We start from the raw sequence: 15,489 nt of genomic DNA on the forward strand, positions 1-15,489 counted from the left end.
GCCGCCGCGATCTGGCACAACCACAAGACCCGCCAGCCGGTCACACGATCACTGATCGCCTACGACCACTGATCATTCGGAATGACTCGTCTAGCGAGGGCATCTCCTCCGATGCCGTGGGCCGCTTGTCTCCGCTCGGGCGCTTGCGCAGCGCGATCCGCCGCTCGCGGGCCGGGCGCAGGTGGGGGCGGGGCAGCGATATCGACCTGTGGCAGCAGGCGCTGGGGTTCGCGGCGCTCGGGTTCCTGACGCTGGTGCCGCTGCTGATCGTTGTGTCGGCGGCCGATCCGGCGAGCGGTCGGGGGTTCGCGCAGTGGCTGGGAGACGGGCTCGGCGTCTCCACGGCCGCCAGGGGGGAGATCGAGCGATTGTTCGCCCTGCCGGGCCAGGCGTGGCGGACCACGACGGCGTTCGGCCTCGCCGTGCTCGCCGTATTCGGTCTGTCGTTCGGAGCGGCGGTGCAGTGCGGCTACGAGAAGATCTGGGATCTGCCCCCGGCCCGCTGGTGGGCCAGGTGGCGGCACGTACTGTGGCTCGCCGTCCTCATCGGGATCCTCTTCCTGTCCGCGATCACACCCCTGTGGCGGGACTCCTCGGCCCGCGGAGCGGTCACGGTGCTGAGCGGCACCCTGTTCTTCTGGTGGTCCCAGCGGCTCCTGCTCGGCGGCAGGGTCGCCTGGGCCACCCTGCTGCCCGGGGCGGTCGCCACCATGCTCGGGCTGCTCGGCCTCAGGCTGTTCTCCAGACTTGTGTTCTCACCGCTGATCGCATCCAGCGCCGTCACCTACGGCCCGTTCGGAACCGTCCTGGTCATCCAGTCCTGGCTCGTCGGCGTCGGAGTCGTCGTATTCGGCGGCGCCCTGGCAGGCCGACTGCTCCACGACGAGGCCCCCCGCCTGGCACGCGCGCTGAAACGGCGAGACTGAGGTCCGGTCGTCAGAACAGGAGAACCCTTGCGGCCTGACATGACCGCTCGGCAGGCAGGTGGGAGAATTTCACTAACACGGGTAAAGCGCGCGTACGTGTGCGTCCATCCCGATACAAGGACAGCAGGTCAGGCCATGACCAAGCAACCGAAGCCGTCCCAGCCCCGCGATGGCGAGGGCATCAGCCGGCACAAGGGGAAGCAGCACGGCTGGTCTCCGGATGTGGACGAGACCCACCAGGAAGAGAACCCCAGCGCGCACCGCTCCTTCCACCCGGAAAAGTACGCTCCCGACAAGGGCCCCGGCAGAACGATCTCCAAGGAAGAAGCGGGCAACCCCCACGGCAACCCCTCCAAGAGCATGGGCGCCCGCGGGGAGGATCAGAGCAAGGGGTCCGGAGCCAAGGGCATGCACGACCTCGGCCCGCGAGGCCGCTCACAACGCCCCAGCGGAACCAAGGACGCCTCCGCCTCCACTGGTGTTGACCCCCAGGACCCGCCCGGTATACGCAGCGCCGGATAGCGCGCTCACAGGCGTCGGTCGTTTCTCGACGGCGGCCCGAACGTACGCAGGTGCCGCCCGGCGCCAAGGCGGGCCCCGCCCCAGTGACGGTGAGCGGCGGATGAACCATGCCAACGTCAAGCCGTGAGGTGTTCGGCGCACCGTGCTGGGTCAGCCTGATGGCCCAGGACCTTGCCTCGGCTCAGCGGTTCTACGGGGCCGTGATGGGCTGGGAGTTCCGCAGCACCCGGCCCGGGGAGGGGTTCGCCGTCGCTGTCCGCGAGGGAGCCCCGGTCGCCGGCATCGGCGTACTGGCTCGTCGCCTGGGTTTGCCGGTGTCGTGGACGCCGTACTTCGCCGTTGACGACGCGGACGTGACCGCCGCAAGGATCCGAGAGCGCGGCGCCACCGTGGTGGCGGCCCGCTCTCCTTCGGCACGGGACGCGCGGCGCTGGCCGCCGAGCCCAACGGGGCGGTCTTCGGATTCTGGCGAGGGACAGTGATCCCCGACTGGACGGTCGGCCGCGGTAGAGCCCCGCATGGCTTGAACTCCGCACCCGCGACGCCTTCACCGCCGCCATCTTCTACGGGGAAGTCCTCGCCTGGGCCTGCGAACGCCCCGGCTGCTGCGACGTCGCTTACGAACACGGCCACGTCGTGATCCGCCACGGCAACGACACCGTCGCACGGATCAGCGGCGGAGCCCTCGAAGCCGACCCCGACCCACAGGTCCGGCCACGCTGGCACGTCCACTTCCACGTGCCCGGCCTGGAAGCGGCGGTGGGAACAGCCACCCGCCTCGGAGGCCAGGCCGTCTCACCGGTCCAAACCTCGCCAGTCAGCCGCTGGACCGCTCTGAGCGACCCCGACGGCGCCCGAGATGCCCTCCGAGCAGGGCATTCCTGCGAGTTGGGGCACGCGGAGGGCACGGAAGGGCCTGAAAGGTCTAGACAACGAAGAAGGCCCAGGTCGCTGACCTGGGCCTTCTTGTAAGAGCGGATGACGGGAATCGAACCCGCGCTATAAGCTTGGGAATCTACTGCGCGGAGCGTGTGGAGATGGCGCCTGACCTGCATAAACAGTTCCTGGGGTGTCCTTCGTAGAGCCCCTCCGTGATCCCCTTCTGACCGCTGCTGACCGTCCTTAAGGGCACGGTTGGGGCACGTACCCGGCACACGCCCGGCGAGGGTTCGACCCAGGTGGCGATACCGGCGATGCCGAGGCCCAACGACGGCATGCCCGAGAGGGGACCTTGCAAGCGCAATCGCTGCTTCGCTGGGCGGCTCGACCTGTGCGATGCCGAGGGCTGGTCTCTGGGTCAGGGGCTTCGGCTCCCGAGTGGCCCCGGCAGGCGAGTCTGAGCGTCGGCGGTCTGTCGTTGGCCGGGCTTGACGTTACTGCGATGACGCCTTGGCCCGCTTTGCTCCACCCCAGAGTGAGCCCGGGTTCGCCCGGGTCGGGTACAGAGCGAGCATCGCCTCGTACAGTTCGGCCGCAGTCTTGGTCTCGGCGTCGAGCCGGTTGAAGTCCGCCAGGTACTGCTTGGTCTCGGCCAGGATCTTCGGGTCGTCGGGCAGGTCGGGGTTCTTGTGGCCGGCGACGACGTAGGCGGGGTCGAGTGCGGCGAGGGTGTCGGTGGCGCGCATCCACTCCTCGCGTGACGCGGTGGTGGTCTCGCCCAGGTACTGGTGGATGCCGTTGTAGGCGACATCGCCGGCGACGACCAGCCGCAGGTCCGCCGCCCACAGCGCGGTGCTGCCCTCGCAGTCGGTGAAGCCGGTCTCCACTGCCCGTAGCTCATGGCCTTCGAGGGTGAAGGTGTCGCCTTCAAGGACTTCCGGGAAGACCTGGGGCAGCGGGACCTGCCCAGGGAAACGCGAGGTCCAGAAGGTGTCGACGTAGGGCGGTGTGCCCTCGAACCTGGCCTTGGCCACGGCTGCGGCGGTCGAGATCGCCTTGGCCTCGGGAAATGCCTCGAGGAGCTGCTTCACGCCGAAGCCGTGGTCGCCATGGCCGTGCGTGATGTAGACGTAGGCCAGGTTGCGGTCGTGGGCCTTCACCCAGTCGACGAGCTGCTGGTTCTGTTCGACGGTGAGGAACGTGTCGACCAGCGCGGCGTCACGCTCACCGAGGATCAGTGTCGCGGTGTTGACCACCCACTGGAGCTCTGGCGGAGTGCCGGCCGGCAGGTCGCGGGTCAGACCTGACCGGCGCAAGCACAACGTCTCGTACCGCAGCGCTGATGTGGCTTCCGGCATGTAGTGGCTACCTTCCACTCTCGTCGAGATCCAGGCCAACACATCCGGCTTGGTCGGGCGCCAGGTTGGCCTCGGACCCAGGGCCGGGACTCGACGAGCTGCCGACCCGACTTCCAAGACCCATCCTGCGGGCTCGCATCCGATCCGCAACACGACCACCAGCCCGCCGCCGTCCGGCGTCCAGGCCTGTCACCGGTCACGTAGGCACAGGCCGGCGTGTTCAGCCCTCGATGCGGGCTGCTCGTCCGCGTAGCTCCCGTGTTTCCGGGACACCACTGACGGGATCGCGGTGAAGGTCTCCGCAACCTCCTCGACGTGCTCCGGCGGGCCCCGAAGCCGAGCCTGGTCTAGCGTGGAAGGGGGCCGAAACCGCATCGCGACGACGGGTGGGCCTCCCGGCTCCTGATCGACCGGATCAGGAGCCGGGAGGGCGGTGCCGACCGATGGGCAGGTGGGGCCATGACCAGTGCAGCCAGCGCGACTGGCACCGACACCGGCACCCGCGACCACGACGTGATCGTCGTCGGTGGACGCTGCGCAGGGGCACCGACCGCCATGCTTCTCGCCCGCCTCGGACACAGGGTCCTCCTGGTCGACCGGGCGACGTTTCCGAGCGACACGATCTCCACCCATCTGATCCACCCGCCGGGCCTCGCCGCGCTGGAGCGTTGGGGGTTGCTGGATCGGGTGGTCGAGACCGGTTGCCCGCCCATCGACACCTACGCGTTTGACCTCGGCCCCTTCACCATCACGGGTTCGCCGGCCGGAGAGGGCTTCGACGCCTCGTACGCACCGCGACGCACCGTCCTGGACGAGATCCTCATCGACGCTGCGGCGGAGTCCGGTGCCGAGGTGCGCCAGGGGTTCACCGTCGAGGAGATCTTGACCGACGGGGACACGGTGACCGGTATCAAGGGCCACGGCAAGGACGGGAGGACCGTCACCGAGTACGCCCGGTTCGTCGTGGGCGCGGACGGACTCCACTCGTCGGTCGCGAAGGCGGTGGGCGCCGTCGGCTACGCGGAGAAACCGAAGATCAACGCCTACTACTACACCTACTGGTCCGGGCTTCCGATGCGCGGGACGTTCGAGGCGTACGACCGCGGGGACCGGGCCTTCGCCGCCTGGCCCACCAACGACGATCTGACACTGCTCATCTGCGCCTGGCCGATGCGTGACTTCGAGGCCAACCGTGCGGACGTCGAAGGCAATTACCGTGCGACGCTGGCCCTGGCGCCGGCCTTCGCCGAGCGGGTCTCGGCCGCCACCCGGGCCGAGCGGTTCCTGGGCATGGCCATCCCCAACTACTTCCGCAAGCCCTACGGCCCAGGCTGGGTGCTGGTCGGCGATGCCGGATACCTGAAGGACCCCATCACCGCCCAGGGCATCCAGGACGCCTTCCGGGATGCGGAGCGGTGCGCCCGGGCACTGGGCGACACACTCGACGGACGGCAGCCCTTCGACGAAGCCATGCGGGCGACCCAGGAGGCGAGGGATGCCCAGGTCATGAGCATGTACGAATTCACGGCGGAGTTCGCAACGTTGGAGCCGCCGCCTCCTGAGATGGAGCAGCTGCTCCTCGCGGTGTCCCAGAGCCCGTCGGCGCAGGACGAGTTCGCCAGGGTGACGGCTGGAGTGACGCCGCCCGAGGTGTTCTTCGGACACATGGAGGAACGGATGAGCGGCCATACGGGGAACGCGGCCTGACCGCCTTGACCGGCGTAGTGGCACGCGCCCCGGCGTAGCGTGTCGTCACCGGGAGGTTCGGCGACGCCGACAGGTGCCACGGCGCCTCGTGTGGCTGGGGAACCTCGACGGTGTGGTGGTCAGGTGCGGGGGTGTGTTTCGTACATGCGGACGGCGACGAGGAGGCCGGAGGCGGCGGTGAGGGCGGCGATGGCGTAGATGGCGGTGGTCAGGCCGTAGGCGTCGGCGAGGACGCCGGCGAGGAGTGCGCCGACGGCGAAGCCGCCGTCTCGCCAGAGGCGGTAGACGCCGACGGCGCGGGCGCGCCAGGCGGGGTGGGCGACGTCGCCGATGACGGCGAGCAGGGTCGGGTAGACCAAGGCGGTGCCGATGCCCAGCAGGATTTGCGCGGTGGCCCAGACACCGAAGGTGGTGCCGGCGGCGACGAGCGCGATGGCGGCGGCCTGGAGCAGCATGCCCGCGGTGATGAGGTGCTTGCGGCCGATGTGGTCGGACCACCAGCCCGTCAGCATCTGTCCGGCGCCCCAGACGGCCGGGTAGAGGGCGGCGAGGATGCCGATCTGGGCGATGGACAGGCCGTGGGCGGCGAAGAGCAGGGGGAAGATGCCCCAGGCGAGGGCGTCGTTGAGGTTGTTGACGAGGCCGGCCTGGCTGGCGGCCGAGAGGGCCTTGTCGCGGAGGCTGGTCAGGCGGGCGATCTGGCCGGTGGTCAGTTCCGCGTCGTGACCGCCGCCTGTGGGGTTGGTGTGGCGGGCGGCTTCGAAGCGGGCGTGGTCGCGGGTCTCGCGTACGGCGAAGGTGGACAGGCCCAGCGCCAGGACGGCGTAGGCGGCCCCGAGGAGGAACGGGGCGGGGCGCAGGCCGGCGTGTTCGGCGATGGCGCCGGTGGCCATGGCGGTGGCGGCGACGGCGACGTATCCGGCGGCTTCGTTGAAGCCCATGGCGAGTCCCCGGCGTTCGGGGCCGGCCAGGTCGATCTTCATGATGACGGTGGTGGACCAGGTCAGGCCCTGGTTGATGCCGAGCAGGATGTTCGCGGCGATGATCCAGCCCCAGGACGGGCCCCAAGCGAGCATGGCGGGCACGGGCAGGGCGATGAGCCAGCCGGCGATGAGGACCGGTTTGCGGCCGTACCGGTCCGACCAGGTCCCGGCGAAGAAGTTGGTGACGGCCTTCGTCGCGCCGAACGCCACGATGTAGGTGAGGGCGGCGGTGTAGGCGGACAGGTGGAAGACGTCGTCGGCGAGCAGCGGCAGGACGGTGCGTTCCTGGCCGAGCATCCCGCCGACGAGCGCGTTGACCGCGACGAGCAGGGCGAACTGGGGGAGGTTGGCCCGCAGTCCGAGCCGTATGCCGGTACTGGAATCGCCGCTTGCGTGGATGCTCACGCCCCCTCCTGCAGGGGGCGGCCGGTGGCCTCGGCCCAGTCGCCCGGGCCGCCGTCGAGGACGGCGAGGTCCCGCTGCCCGGCGCGCTGCAGGAGGCTGGCGGCCGTCATGGCACGTTCGCCGTGACCGCAGGCCACCACGGCACCCTCCGGAGTCTCACCGGAGCGGGCTGCGAGATCGCCGAGTTCGATGTGGACCGCGTCAGCGATGTGCCCCGCGGTGTGTTCCGCACGCTGGCGGACGTCCAGTACGGGCCGGCCCCCGATGCGGTCGGCGGTGAGCAGTTCGATGCTCTGGCGCCGTCCCCCGGCGGTGGTCCAGGCGTCCATGCCGCCTTCGAGGTGCCCGGCCAGCCGCTCGTATCCGATCTTCAGGGCCTGCCAGGTGAGCTCCGCGAGGTCCTGACCGGGGGAGGTGACGAACACGAGCGGGCTGTCGTCGGGCAGCAGCCAGCCGAGCCAGGTGGCGAACTGCCCGCGCAGCGGGTTGGAGATCGCGCCGGGTATGTGGCCTGCGGCGAAATCGGCGACGGAGCGGACGTCGACGAGCTGAGCGCCCTGCCCGAGGAGGCCGCGGACCTCGGCCACCGTGAGCGGGGCGAGCGTGGGTGCGGAGCCTAGGACCGCGGGCCCGCGCCGGTTCACCTCACCGAGCCGGTCGAAGTACGCCGGGTAGGAACCGAGACTCCCCAGCAGCTGCCGCACGAAGGCGTCCTCGTCCGGCGCAGCGAGCAGCGGGTTGGCCCGACGCTGGTCACCGATGGTTGTGGTGCGCTCGGCGCCGGGAGGGGCGGAGCAGAACGAGCCCGCGCCGTGGGTCGGCCAGACCGCCGTGCTGTCCGGCAGCTCGACCAGGCGCCCCAGCGACCGGTACTGGGCGCGGGCCAGCTCCTCGGCGCGGTCGGCGCCGAGGAGGTCGGTGCGCGCGGCTGAGCCGACGATCAGCGAACCCCCGGTGAAGACGCCCAGCTCGCGTGTGCCGTCCAGGAGCAGGAAGGAGAGGTGTTCGTCGGTGTGGCCGGGGGTGGCCAGCGCACGGAGGGTCAGGCCGCCGAGGTCGGTCTCGTCGCCGTCGGCGAGGGGTGTGTGCGGGAAGGCACGGTGGCCGGCGGCCGAGGCCAGGACCGTCGCGTCGTCGTCGTGCGCGAGCTGGACGGCGCCGGAGAGGAAATCGGCGTGCAGGTGGGTGTCGGCCGCGTACGCCACCCGCAGCCGCCGCCGTCCGGCAGAGGCACGCAGTGCGCGCAGGTCCCGGCTCGCGTCCACCGCGAGGGCACGTCCGTCACCGAGGTCGACGAGGTAGGAGCTGTTTCCCAGCCCCTCGTCAACCAGCGGTATCAAGTGATCGTCGGCGAAGCCCATCAGGTCCTCCAGATGTCACGGTAGGGGCTCGGTGGTCCCAGCGCCTACCCACAGATACAATATTCCATGGATCTATGGAGGATGTCATGGGAGATGCCGCACGCAAGTCGGCCCTGTACGACGCTTTCGCCCTCACGGGCAAGGCACTGAGCAGCGGGAAGCGCTTGGAACTGCTCGACCTGCTGGCGCAGGGCGAGCGCACGGTCGACGCGCTCGCCAAGGCGGCCGGACTGAACCTGACCACGGCCTCGGCGCACCTGCAGACCCTCAAGCAGGCCGGACTCGTCGCCACCCGCCGAGAGGGGGTACGGATCCACTACCGCCTCGCCGGCGACGACGTCGCCGCCCTCTACGCCCTCCTGCGACAGGTAGCCCAGACCCACCAGGCCGCTGTCGAACCGGCTCGCACCGCATATCTCGGCACGGACGCAGCGGAAGAGGTCGACCGCGAGGAACTACGGGCCCGCGCCCAAGCGGGCGAAGTCGTCGTCCTCGACGTCCGCCCGGCCGAGGAATACGCCGCAGGCCACATCCCTGGTGCGATCTCCATCCCGGTCGAGGAACTCGCCGAGCGCATCGCCGAACTACCGGACGACGTCGAGGTCGTCGCGTACTGCCGCGGCGCCTACTGCGTCCTCGCCCACGACGCCGTACGCCTGCTCCACCAGCACGGCCGCAAGGCCCTGCGACTCACCGACGGCATGCTGGAATGGCGCCTGGCCGACCTGCCCGTCGAGGCGGACGCCGCCTGATCCTTTGCCTGCACCCGTCCCACGAGTCACGCGCTCCGCTGGGGGCTGTACCGGCTCATGGCGCCGCCGTCGAGGCGGGAGCTGGCCAGGCCTTCTGGGTGACGAGGGTGTCCGGAGGGAGTGCGTCGAGGTCGATGCCGGGGTTGGTCATGCGGTGATCGTTCTTCCCGTTCTTCAGGTACATGCTCCGAAAGTAGGGTTCCGGCAGGCGCGGTAAAGGCTCGCGTCACCCGTTTGGCCAGGAGCGCGTAAAGGTGCTGGGGTCGTGCGGGGCGCCCGGCGTGATCGGTTCTCGTCGATCTCGCCGGAATCAATGGCCTGTGCAAGCCAACGCAGCGTCAGGCCAGGTACGTTGCCCCCATGGCTGACTTCTTGATCGTGATCACGACCGTGGACAATCAGGACGCCGCGCGGAAGCTATCGCGCTCAGCAGTGGAGGCGAATCTGGCCGCTTCCGGGCAGGTGACCGGGCCCATCGAGACGACGTACCGGCACCTCGGAGAGGTCTCCGAGGGGAACGAGTTCCAGGTGACCTTCCGTACGGCCGGTGACCGGCGCGAAGCGCTGGAGAAGCACCTGGTGGACAACCATCCCTACGACTCGCCCGAGGTCATCGCCTTCACCATCGACGCCGGCCGAGCGGAGTACCTGGACTGGATCACTCGGGCCACCCGCTAACCTTTGGCCCGTTCCAGCAGGGCACCAACTGGGGCGAGGGACCGGTGGGGCTCCAGTCGCTTGACCATCAGGCGGGCCCGCACCATCGGCCGGATCGAGGCGAGTCCCTCGGAGAGGTCGAACACCCGGGTCGTGATCGCGGTCGCGTGCTCGATCTCGCCGGCATCCAGGTAGGCCGCCGCAAGCCACGACAGGTAGAGCGCCTTGTCACGGGACCGGGAGTCGTCGTACCGGTCCAGGGCGTCCTCCAGGGCCGGGATCGCCCGCAGGGGCCGGTGCAGCTCCGACCAGCACCTGCCCGTCATGATCGCGACCTCGTCGCGGTCCACCCAGTACGCCCAGTCGGGGCCCAGCTCGTCGCCGGGCTCGTGGATCGCCTCCTCGGCGAGGCCCAGGGCGTAGTCCGCGTCCCGGGCGTTCCCGGAGGTCGCGTGCTGCCAGGCCAGTCGGTCGGCCAGTAGTGCCCGTACGACGGGTGCCGTCCCCGAACCGAGCGCCTCGTACGCGGCCGTGGCGAAGCGGATCCCGGAGCCGCTGCCCACGGTCCATTCCAGGTAGGCGAGGAAGGCCAGCGAGTTGCCTTCCAGAGAGCTGTCCTCGGCCGTGCGTGATGCGGCCAAGGCGGTCATGTAGTGCCCGCGGGCCTCCACGTACTGGCCCGCGTCGTACGCTGCCCAGCCTGCGAGTTGGGCCTGCTCGGCGATGATTCCCCGCAGCCCCCTGCCGGTCGCCTCGCTGTAGACCCCCTCGTCGGCCAGCCGGGTCGTGGTCGCCAGCTCCCGGACGTACATCTGGTAGGTGTCGCCGCCGCCCACGAAGTCGTCGAGGCGCCGGAGCCGGGCGGTGCGCTGGCTCAACTGCCTTGGAACGTCGGCTCCGATTCTCCGTCCTGACGAGAGCAGGGAAGAGGGCTGTATGACGGCGATCCCAGCGCCGGCCGAAGCCGTCATGAATCCGCGGCGGTCGAACACTTCGTTCTCCTGGTCGGTCTGGTCCTTCTGCTCCTGTCGGCGAAGGCGCCGGGCGAGAGAGACGGCCCGGCGGAGCTCCTCCTCCGGTACGCCGAACTCCGCGGCCAGCAGTGCCCGTGAAGCCGGGTCCGGGAGCCGCTCGTGGGTCTCCCACCTGGAGACCGCGCCCTGCTCCAGCGGGTACCCCCGTCGTGCGGAGAGATCGGCCGCCAGGCCCTCCTGTGTGCGTCCGCCGGCCATGCGCAGGCGCCGCAGCAGCGGCCCGATCGGCTCCACACCGTCGCCCTCGTTCGTGGTCATCATCGCCATCCCCCGACCGTCGGCAGAGCCCTGATCCCAGCCTGGCCATAAAACCTGGCCATGTCCCCGGAATGGCCATGCCTTCTGGCCCATCCATCCAAACGCGTAAGGCAGTTGACTGGTTACAGCCGCCCGGGAAGGGCGGCCTCCCCCTCGCAGCGGGTCGTAAGGCCGTACCCCATGTCGCACCTGCGGCCCGCTGCGTTCCCGGAGCGAAGCGCGCCAGCCCGAGACCAAGGAGAGAGTCGTGGCCCCTCAGATCCGTCCGCGACAGCGTCAGACCGTGCCCGGCTGGGTCAGCGAAGGAACGCCGGTCTTCGACCCGCTGGAAAACCGGCGGGGCATCGTCCAGTTCATCGGCGAGTACGAAGACCCGGCCACCCGTGTTTCGTACGCGAACGCGGTCTTTGCCCGGCCCGAGGGCGGAGGCTCGGAGTGGATCGTCAAGGACCCCTCCAGCCTGGAGCGAGGCTGAACCGCAGGGCCCTGCGGGGATGGCGCCAGCAACTCGCAGTCCTGCTCTACATCGCAGCCACCTGCGTCCTGGTGGTCGCTCTCGCCCTCGCCGGCGATACCGGGCCCTGACCCCGCGGGTGCACGCGCAGCACCATCCCCACCCCCAGATTTCCCGCAGGAACCCCTGCGGGCCACATCAAGGATCAGGAAGGAGTACGGGATGAACGAGAACGCTCCCACCGAGCAGGCCAGCGGTCTGCTGATCGGTGTCGGCCGGATCAACGCGGCGCGGTCGCGCGCCGAAGAGGCTTCGGACAACACCGGTGGCAAGTCGGACATGAACGACACCTGATCGACCGAGGAGACCCACGGTGATTGATTCCGCATCGTGGGCGCAGCGTCTGGGCGGGGACACGTTCCTCGCCCAGACGTGTTTCCGCGCCCACGCAGTGATCCGTTCAGCCGGCACCGCCGTTCCTACCCTGCTGACCTGGGACGACATCAACGAGATCATCTCTGCGCACCGGCTGGAGCCGCCCCGCTTGCGACTCTCCCGCGCGGGGGAGGCCGTCCCCGCGACGGCGTACTCCGTCCTGCGCACGAACCGGCGCGGGGTGTCCTGGTATCAGCCGCAGCCGACGGAGTTCCACGCGCGCCTCGCCGAGGGCGCGTCCCTCGTCATCGACGCGATCGACCAGATCCACCCGCCCGTCCGGGCAGCCGCCGCCGGCCTCGAACGGTTCTCCCGGACCCCCGTCCAGGCCAACGCGTACGCCTCCTGGACGTCCGAAGAGGGCTTCGGTACTCACTGGGACGACCACGACGTCGTGGTCCTCCAACTTGAAGGCTCCAAGCGGTGGAAGATCTACGGAACCACCCGGCAGGCGCCGGCCTGGCGCGACGTCGAAGCCCCCGAGGCCCCGACGGGCGAGCCGATCGCGGACATCGTCCTGACGCCCGGCGACCTGCTCTACCTGCCGCGCGGCTGGTGGCACGCGGTGAGCGCCGACCAGGGCACCGCATCGCTCCACCTCACCTTCGGGCTGGCCACGCAGACCGGTGCCGAGTTCCTCGGCTGGCTCTGCGACGACCTCCGGACCAGCGCAACCGTCCGCTCCGATGTCCCCCGCTTCAGCACCCCCGAAGAGCGGGCGGACTACCTGGGCGCCGTACGCACGGAGGTGCTGGCCGCTCTGGAGGACCCGGAGGTTCTGAACCGGTGGGAGAGGTCGCTGGACACCACACACCCGGGACACCCGCGCCTTTCCCTGCCGCACCTGGCGACGGTTCCGCCCGAGCCCGGGATCACCGTCCAGGTCACCGTGCCCCGCGCCCGGGTGGACCAGGACGCCGAGGCGGTGACCTTCTCCGGCGCCGGGCGCGAGTGGACCTTCACACTGCCCGCCGCACCGCTGCTGCACCGCCTGGCCAGCGGGCCGCCGGTCACGCTCGGGGACCTCGCCACCGAATCCGGCCTCACCGTCGCCCAGTGCGCCGAGGTCGTCTCGGCCTTGGTCGGCGGACAGGCCGCCGCCGTGATCGGGGCGACCGGGTGACCGCTGCCCTCGGGCTCGGGACGTACCGGGTGCGCACTGTCGAGGAGCCGGCGCGCACCGCATGCTCCGACGGGCTGGTCTGGCTGGACACGGCACCCAACTACGCCACGGCCCACCGGACACTAGGCCCGGTCATCGCCCGACCACCCCCGTGCGATGGTCGCGACGAAGACCGGGTTCTTCACCCGGCAGGAAGGCGAGGCCGCGGTGGCGGCCGGAGTCCTCACACCCGCCGAAGCCGCTGCCGGCCACAGCCTCCACCCCGGCTTCGCCCGCTGGCAGACCGATCGCTCCCTCGCGGCCCTGGGCCGCGCCGACATCGTGTTCGTCCATAACCCCGAGCACGCTGACCAGGACCGTGCGGTGCTGCACGCGCGGCTGCGCGGTGCGTTCGCCGTGCTGGAGGAGTACGCCACCGAAGGCCGCATCGCCGGGTACGGAGTGGCCACCTGGTCCGGCTTCCAGCACGAGGCATTCACCGTCCCCGAACTCCTCGCCTTGGCCAAGGAAGCTGCCGGATCGGGTGAACACCACCTCGGCGCCATCCAGCAGCCGGTCAGCCTCGTCATGGTCCGCCCGATCGCCCTCGCCCTCGGCGGGCGGGGCCCGCTCGTCCAGGCCCGCGCCGCCGGCCTGCTGACCTTCGGCTCCTCTCCCCTGCACGGCGGCGAACTCCTCGACTTGGCCACACCCGAACTCGCCGAGTTCATACGCCCCGGCACCAGCACGGCCGCGGCCTGCCTCCTGGCTGCGGTGTCCTGCCCGAGCCTGGACGTGGTACTGCTGTCCGCCAGTACGCCGCTGCACTGGAAGGCCGCCAAGGAGGCCATTGCCTCGCCGCTCGAACCGGACCAGCTCAGGAGGGTCACCGATGTACTCGCCCAAGGATGAGACCACCAGGGCCCGCATGGAGGACGCCCTCGCCACCGCATCCTCACATCTGGCCACCGCTCCGACGGGTCCGCTGTCTTGGGGATGGCTCGGCCGGACCGTCGGCTCCCGCACCGAGAACGGCCACTGGCTCCGCGTCCACTGCGGTGAAGCTGCCAAGACCCCCACCACCCGGAACGAGGGCATCGCGCTCGCCGACGAACGGGTCTCGGACAAGGTGTCCCGCCCCCACCTCCACGACCTGTACCGGTGGGGGCGCGGGGAGTACGTCTTCGAGGCCGAGCTGATCGACTACGTCGCCCAGCCCGTCATCTCTCCGGAAACCCCCGACCTTACGGAGGACCCAGGTCTCCCGGACTCCTGGTGGGCGACGCTGCGGGAGAGCCTGGACGCCCTCAGCGCTGCCGAGCCGCCCCGCGAGACCATCCGCCAGTCCTGGGCGAACCGCGTGTTCCCCGAGTTCCTCGGCATCCCCGCGCCGACCATCACCGAACGCGTCACCGGCCACGCCGATCTCCAGTGGGCCAACCTCACCCACCACCCCCTCGTCATCCTCGACTGGGAACGCTGGGGCGCCGTCCCCGTCGGCTACGACCCGGCCATGCTCCACGTCAACAGCCTCCGCGTCCCCGCCGTCGCCGCGCGCATCCGCATCGAATTCGCCGACGTCCTGGACACCCCCGCCGGCCGGATCGGCGAACAGATCGCCCTCGCCGAAATGCTCCAGGCCGTCGGCCGCGGTTGGTACAGGGAGCTGGCTCCGCTGTTGCGCCAGCGCGCGGAGGAAGTGACGGGCGTCCTTCCTCGCTGAGCGTCAACAACCAAGGAGACAGACCAACATGATCGAACGAGTCCGAGCCGTCCTCATCACCGCGGACGACACGATGCTGGTCATCCGCCGCACCAAGCCCGGAATGCCCGTGTACTGGGTGCTGCCCGGCGGTGGGGTCGAGGAGAGCGACGAGTCCCGGGAGGCCGCCCTCCACCGGGAGATCCACGAAGAGATCGCGGGGAAGGCCGACATCGTCCGTCTCCTGCACACGATGGAGTCCGACGACGAGCGTCAGCTCTTCTACCTCGCCCGCATCACGACGTGGTCCTTCGAGGACCGCACCGGCCCCGAGTTCAGCGCAGAGGGCCGCGGCGAGTACGCGCTGGAGGAGATCCCGCTGACCGCGGAGGGGCTCGACGGCATCGACCTCAAGCCCGAGGAGATCGCCCACGTTCTGCGGGGCGCTATCGGCGCCGGCATGCTCGGGGCTGGGGTCGTGGTCTAGCCGTACGACATGCGGACATGCGGACAGGCCACCGGGGCCAACGCGGAATCGTGTTGGCCCCGGTGGGCGGTGTTGGTCAGAAGGTGTACGCGGTGAAGCGGCGAGGCGGCTCGATCGTGCGGCCAAGCAGCTTGTCCAACTGGGCCCTTTCGGCCTCGGTCATGAGCTCGACGGCATTGCCGGGGTCTTGGTGCTGAGCTGGTCCATGAACGGTGCGAGGAACTGCTGGAGGGCTTCCGGAGCCTGCTCCTTCGTCCGCAGATACTCCATGTAGCGGGTGTGCTGTGCAGCGAAGTCTTCGAACTCCGCGCGGGTGGCATTCAGGGCGGTTGCCTGTTCCTCCTTGGTGAAGGGGCGGCCGTCTATGTGGGACCAGGTGTTGGTGTCCCGCCGGAATTTGAAGTCGGAGTCGCAGAGCAGGGCGACGACGGCGGGCCGGATTTCGGTTTCGGGCATGCGAGTGCTCC

Annotated in this window: 17 protein-coding genes and 1 pseudogene; 12 read left to right on the forward strand and 6 right to left on the reverse strand. The window is 70.0% G+C overall.

What is annotated here, in order from left to right; all coding sequences use genetic code 11:
- Window positions 1-143: 143 nt before the first annotated feature.
- The 3 genes and pseudogenes from ACIQV3_RS19505 to ACIQV3_RS19515 all read left to right on the forward strand — a co-directional run.
- Window positions 144-926: a ribonuclease BN gene (locus ACIQV3_RS19505; RefSeq protein ID WP_403713651.1), complete on the forward strand. Its 783-nt coding sequence runs from the start codon at window positions 144-146 to the stop codon at window positions 924-926.
- Between the two features lie 135 nt (window positions 927-1,061).
- On the forward strand, window positions 1,062-1,448 hold the full coding sequence (locus ACIQV3_RS19510) for a hypothetical protein (RefSeq protein WP_403713652.1): 387 nt from the start codon (window positions 1,062-1,064) through the stop codon (window positions 1,446-1,448).
- A 158-nt stretch (window positions 1,449-1,606) separates the two neighbouring features.
- Window positions 1,607-2,300 (forward strand): annotated as a pseudogene (locus tag ACIQV3_RS19515) (VOC family protein); the annotation flags it as partial.
- Window positions 2,301-2,821: 521 nt separating this feature from the next.
- On the opposite strand, the gene ACIQV3_RS19520 reads toward ACIQV3_RS19515, so the two are convergent.
- On the reverse strand, window positions 2,822-3,685 hold the full coding sequence (locus tag ACIQV3_RS19520; protein WP_112446191.1) for an MBL fold metallo-hydrolase: 864 nt from the start codon (window positions 3,683-3,685) through the stop codon (window positions 2,822-2,824).
- A 459-nt stretch (window positions 3,686-4,144) separates the two neighbouring features.
- Here ACIQV3_RS19520 and ACIQV3_RS19525 point away from each other — a divergent pair, with 459 nt between their 5' ends.
- The gene (locus ACIQV3_RS19525; RefSeq protein ID WP_403713653.1) at window positions 4,145-5,392 is read left to right on the forward strand and encodes an NAD(P)/FAD-dependent oxidoreductase; all 1,248 of its coding nucleotides are present in this window, start codon (window positions 4,145-4,147) and stop codon (window positions 5,390-5,392) included.
- Between the two features lie 119 nt (window positions 5,393-5,511).
- Here the strand turns inward: ACIQV3_RS19525 and ACIQV3_RS19530 are convergent, their stop codons facing one another.
- Together ACIQV3_RS19530 and ACIQV3_RS19535 are read right to left on the reverse strand one after the other, a co-directional pair.
- Window positions 5,512-6,780 (reverse strand): MFS transporter, encoded by a 1,269-nt coding sequence (locus ACIQV3_RS19530; RefSeq protein ID WP_403713654.1) that lies wholly within the window; start codon window positions 6,778-6,780, stop codon window positions 5,512-5,514.
- Entirely contained in the window at window positions 6,777-8,141 is a 1,365-nt protein-coding gene (locus ACIQV3_RS19535; protein WP_403713655.1) for a rhodanese-like domain-containing protein, read from the reverse strand. The genes ACIQV3_RS19530 and ACIQV3_RS19535 overlap by 4 nt, the downstream gene beginning before the upstream one ends.
- An 86-nt stretch (window positions 8,142-8,227) precedes the next feature.
- Here ACIQV3_RS19535 and ACIQV3_RS19540 point away from each other — a divergent pair, with 86 nt between their 5' ends.
- The gene (locus ACIQV3_RS19540; RefSeq protein ID WP_403713656.1) at window positions 8,228-8,893 is read left to right on the forward strand and encodes an ArsR/SmtB family transcription factor; all 666 of its coding nucleotides are present in this window, start codon (window positions 8,228-8,230) and stop codon (window positions 8,891-8,893) included.
- A gap of 55 nt (window positions 8,894-8,948) precedes the next feature.
- On the opposite strand, the gene ACIQV3_RS19545 is transcribed toward ACIQV3_RS19540, so the two are convergent.
- Window positions 8,949-9,077 (reverse strand): hypothetical protein, encoded by a 129-nt coding sequence (locus tag ACIQV3_RS19545; protein ID WP_403713657.1) that lies wholly within the window; start codon window positions 9,075-9,077, stop codon window positions 8,949-8,951.
- 176 nt (window positions 9,078-9,253) lie between these two features.
- Between ACIQV3_RS19545 and cutA the strand changes: the two genes are divergently transcribed.
- Complete coding sequence (gene cutA, locus ACIQV3_RS19550; protein ID WP_376508244.1) at window positions 9,254-9,571, forward strand: divalent-cation tolerance protein CutA; 318 nt, start codon at window positions 9,254-9,256, stop codon at window positions 9,569-9,571.
- On the opposite strand, the gene ACIQV3_RS19555 is transcribed toward cutA, so the two are convergent.
- Window positions 9,568-10,851, reverse strand: coding sequence for a helix-turn-helix domain-containing protein (locus ACIQV3_RS19555; RefSeq protein WP_403713658.1), 1,284 nt, complete (start codon window positions 10,849-10,851; stop codon window positions 9,568-9,570). The two genes, cutA and ACIQV3_RS19555, sit on opposite strands and share 4 nt — an antisense overlap.
- 238 nt (window positions 10,852-11,089) lie before the next feature.
- On the opposite strand from ACIQV3_RS19555, the gene ACIQV3_RS19560 reads away from it, so the two are divergent.
- The 6 genes from ACIQV3_RS19560 (at window position 11,090) to ACIQV3_RS19585 (ending at window position 15,022) form a co-directional block, all read left to right on the forward strand.
- Window positions 11,090-11,317 (forward strand): hypothetical protein, encoded by a 228-nt coding sequence (locus ACIQV3_RS19560; RefSeq protein WP_037929703.1) that lies wholly within the window; start codon window positions 11,090-11,092, stop codon window positions 11,315-11,317.
- 201 nt (window positions 11,318-11,518) lie between these two features.
- Window positions 11,519-11,650 (forward strand): hypothetical protein, encoded by a 132-nt coding sequence (locus ACIQV3_RS19565; RefSeq protein WP_403713659.1) that lies wholly within the window; start codon window positions 11,519-11,521, stop codon window positions 11,648-11,650.
- A gap of 19 nt (window positions 11,651-11,669) precedes the next feature.
- Window positions 11,670-12,854 carry a cupin domain-containing protein gene (locus tag ACIQV3_RS19570; RefSeq protein WP_403713660.1) on the forward strand — a complete coding sequence of 395 codons (1,185 nt, stop codon included), beginning with the start codon at window positions 11,670-11,672 and terminating at the stop codon, window positions 12,852-12,854.
- A gap of 156 nt (window positions 12,855-13,010) precedes the next feature.
- The gene (locus tag ACIQV3_RS19575) at window positions 13,011-13,745 is read left to right on the forward strand and encodes a hypothetical protein (protein WP_403713661.1); all 735 of its coding nucleotides are present in this window, start codon (window positions 13,011-13,013) and stop codon (window positions 13,743-13,745) included.
- On the forward strand, window positions 13,726-14,556 hold the full coding sequence (locus tag ACIQV3_RS19580) for a hypothetical protein (RefSeq protein ID WP_403713662.1): 831 nt from the start codon (window positions 13,726-13,728) through the stop codon (window positions 14,554-14,556). Before ACIQV3_RS19575 ends, ACIQV3_RS19580 begins: the two co-directional genes overlap by 20 nt.
- A 28-nt stretch (window positions 14,557-14,584) precedes the next feature.
- Entirely contained in the window at window positions 14,585-15,022 is a 438-nt protein-coding gene (locus ACIQV3_RS19585; protein ID WP_403713663.1) for an NUDIX domain-containing protein, read from the forward strand.
- A 159-nt stretch (window positions 15,023-15,181) separates the two neighbouring features.
- Here the strand turns inward: ACIQV3_RS19585 and ACIQV3_RS19590 are convergent, their stop codons facing one another.
- A complete protein-coding gene (locus ACIQV3_RS19590) occupies window positions 15,182-15,478 on the reverse strand; it encodes a hypothetical protein (protein ID WP_403713664.1) in 297 nt (98 codons plus the stop codon).
- Window positions 15,479-15,489: the final 11 nt, after the last annotated feature.

Source organism: Streptomyces sp. NPDC099050 (genome assembly GCF_044759865.1).
Classification (GTDB): Bacteria; Actinomycetota; Actinomycetes; order Streptomycetales; family Streptomycetaceae; genus Streptomyces.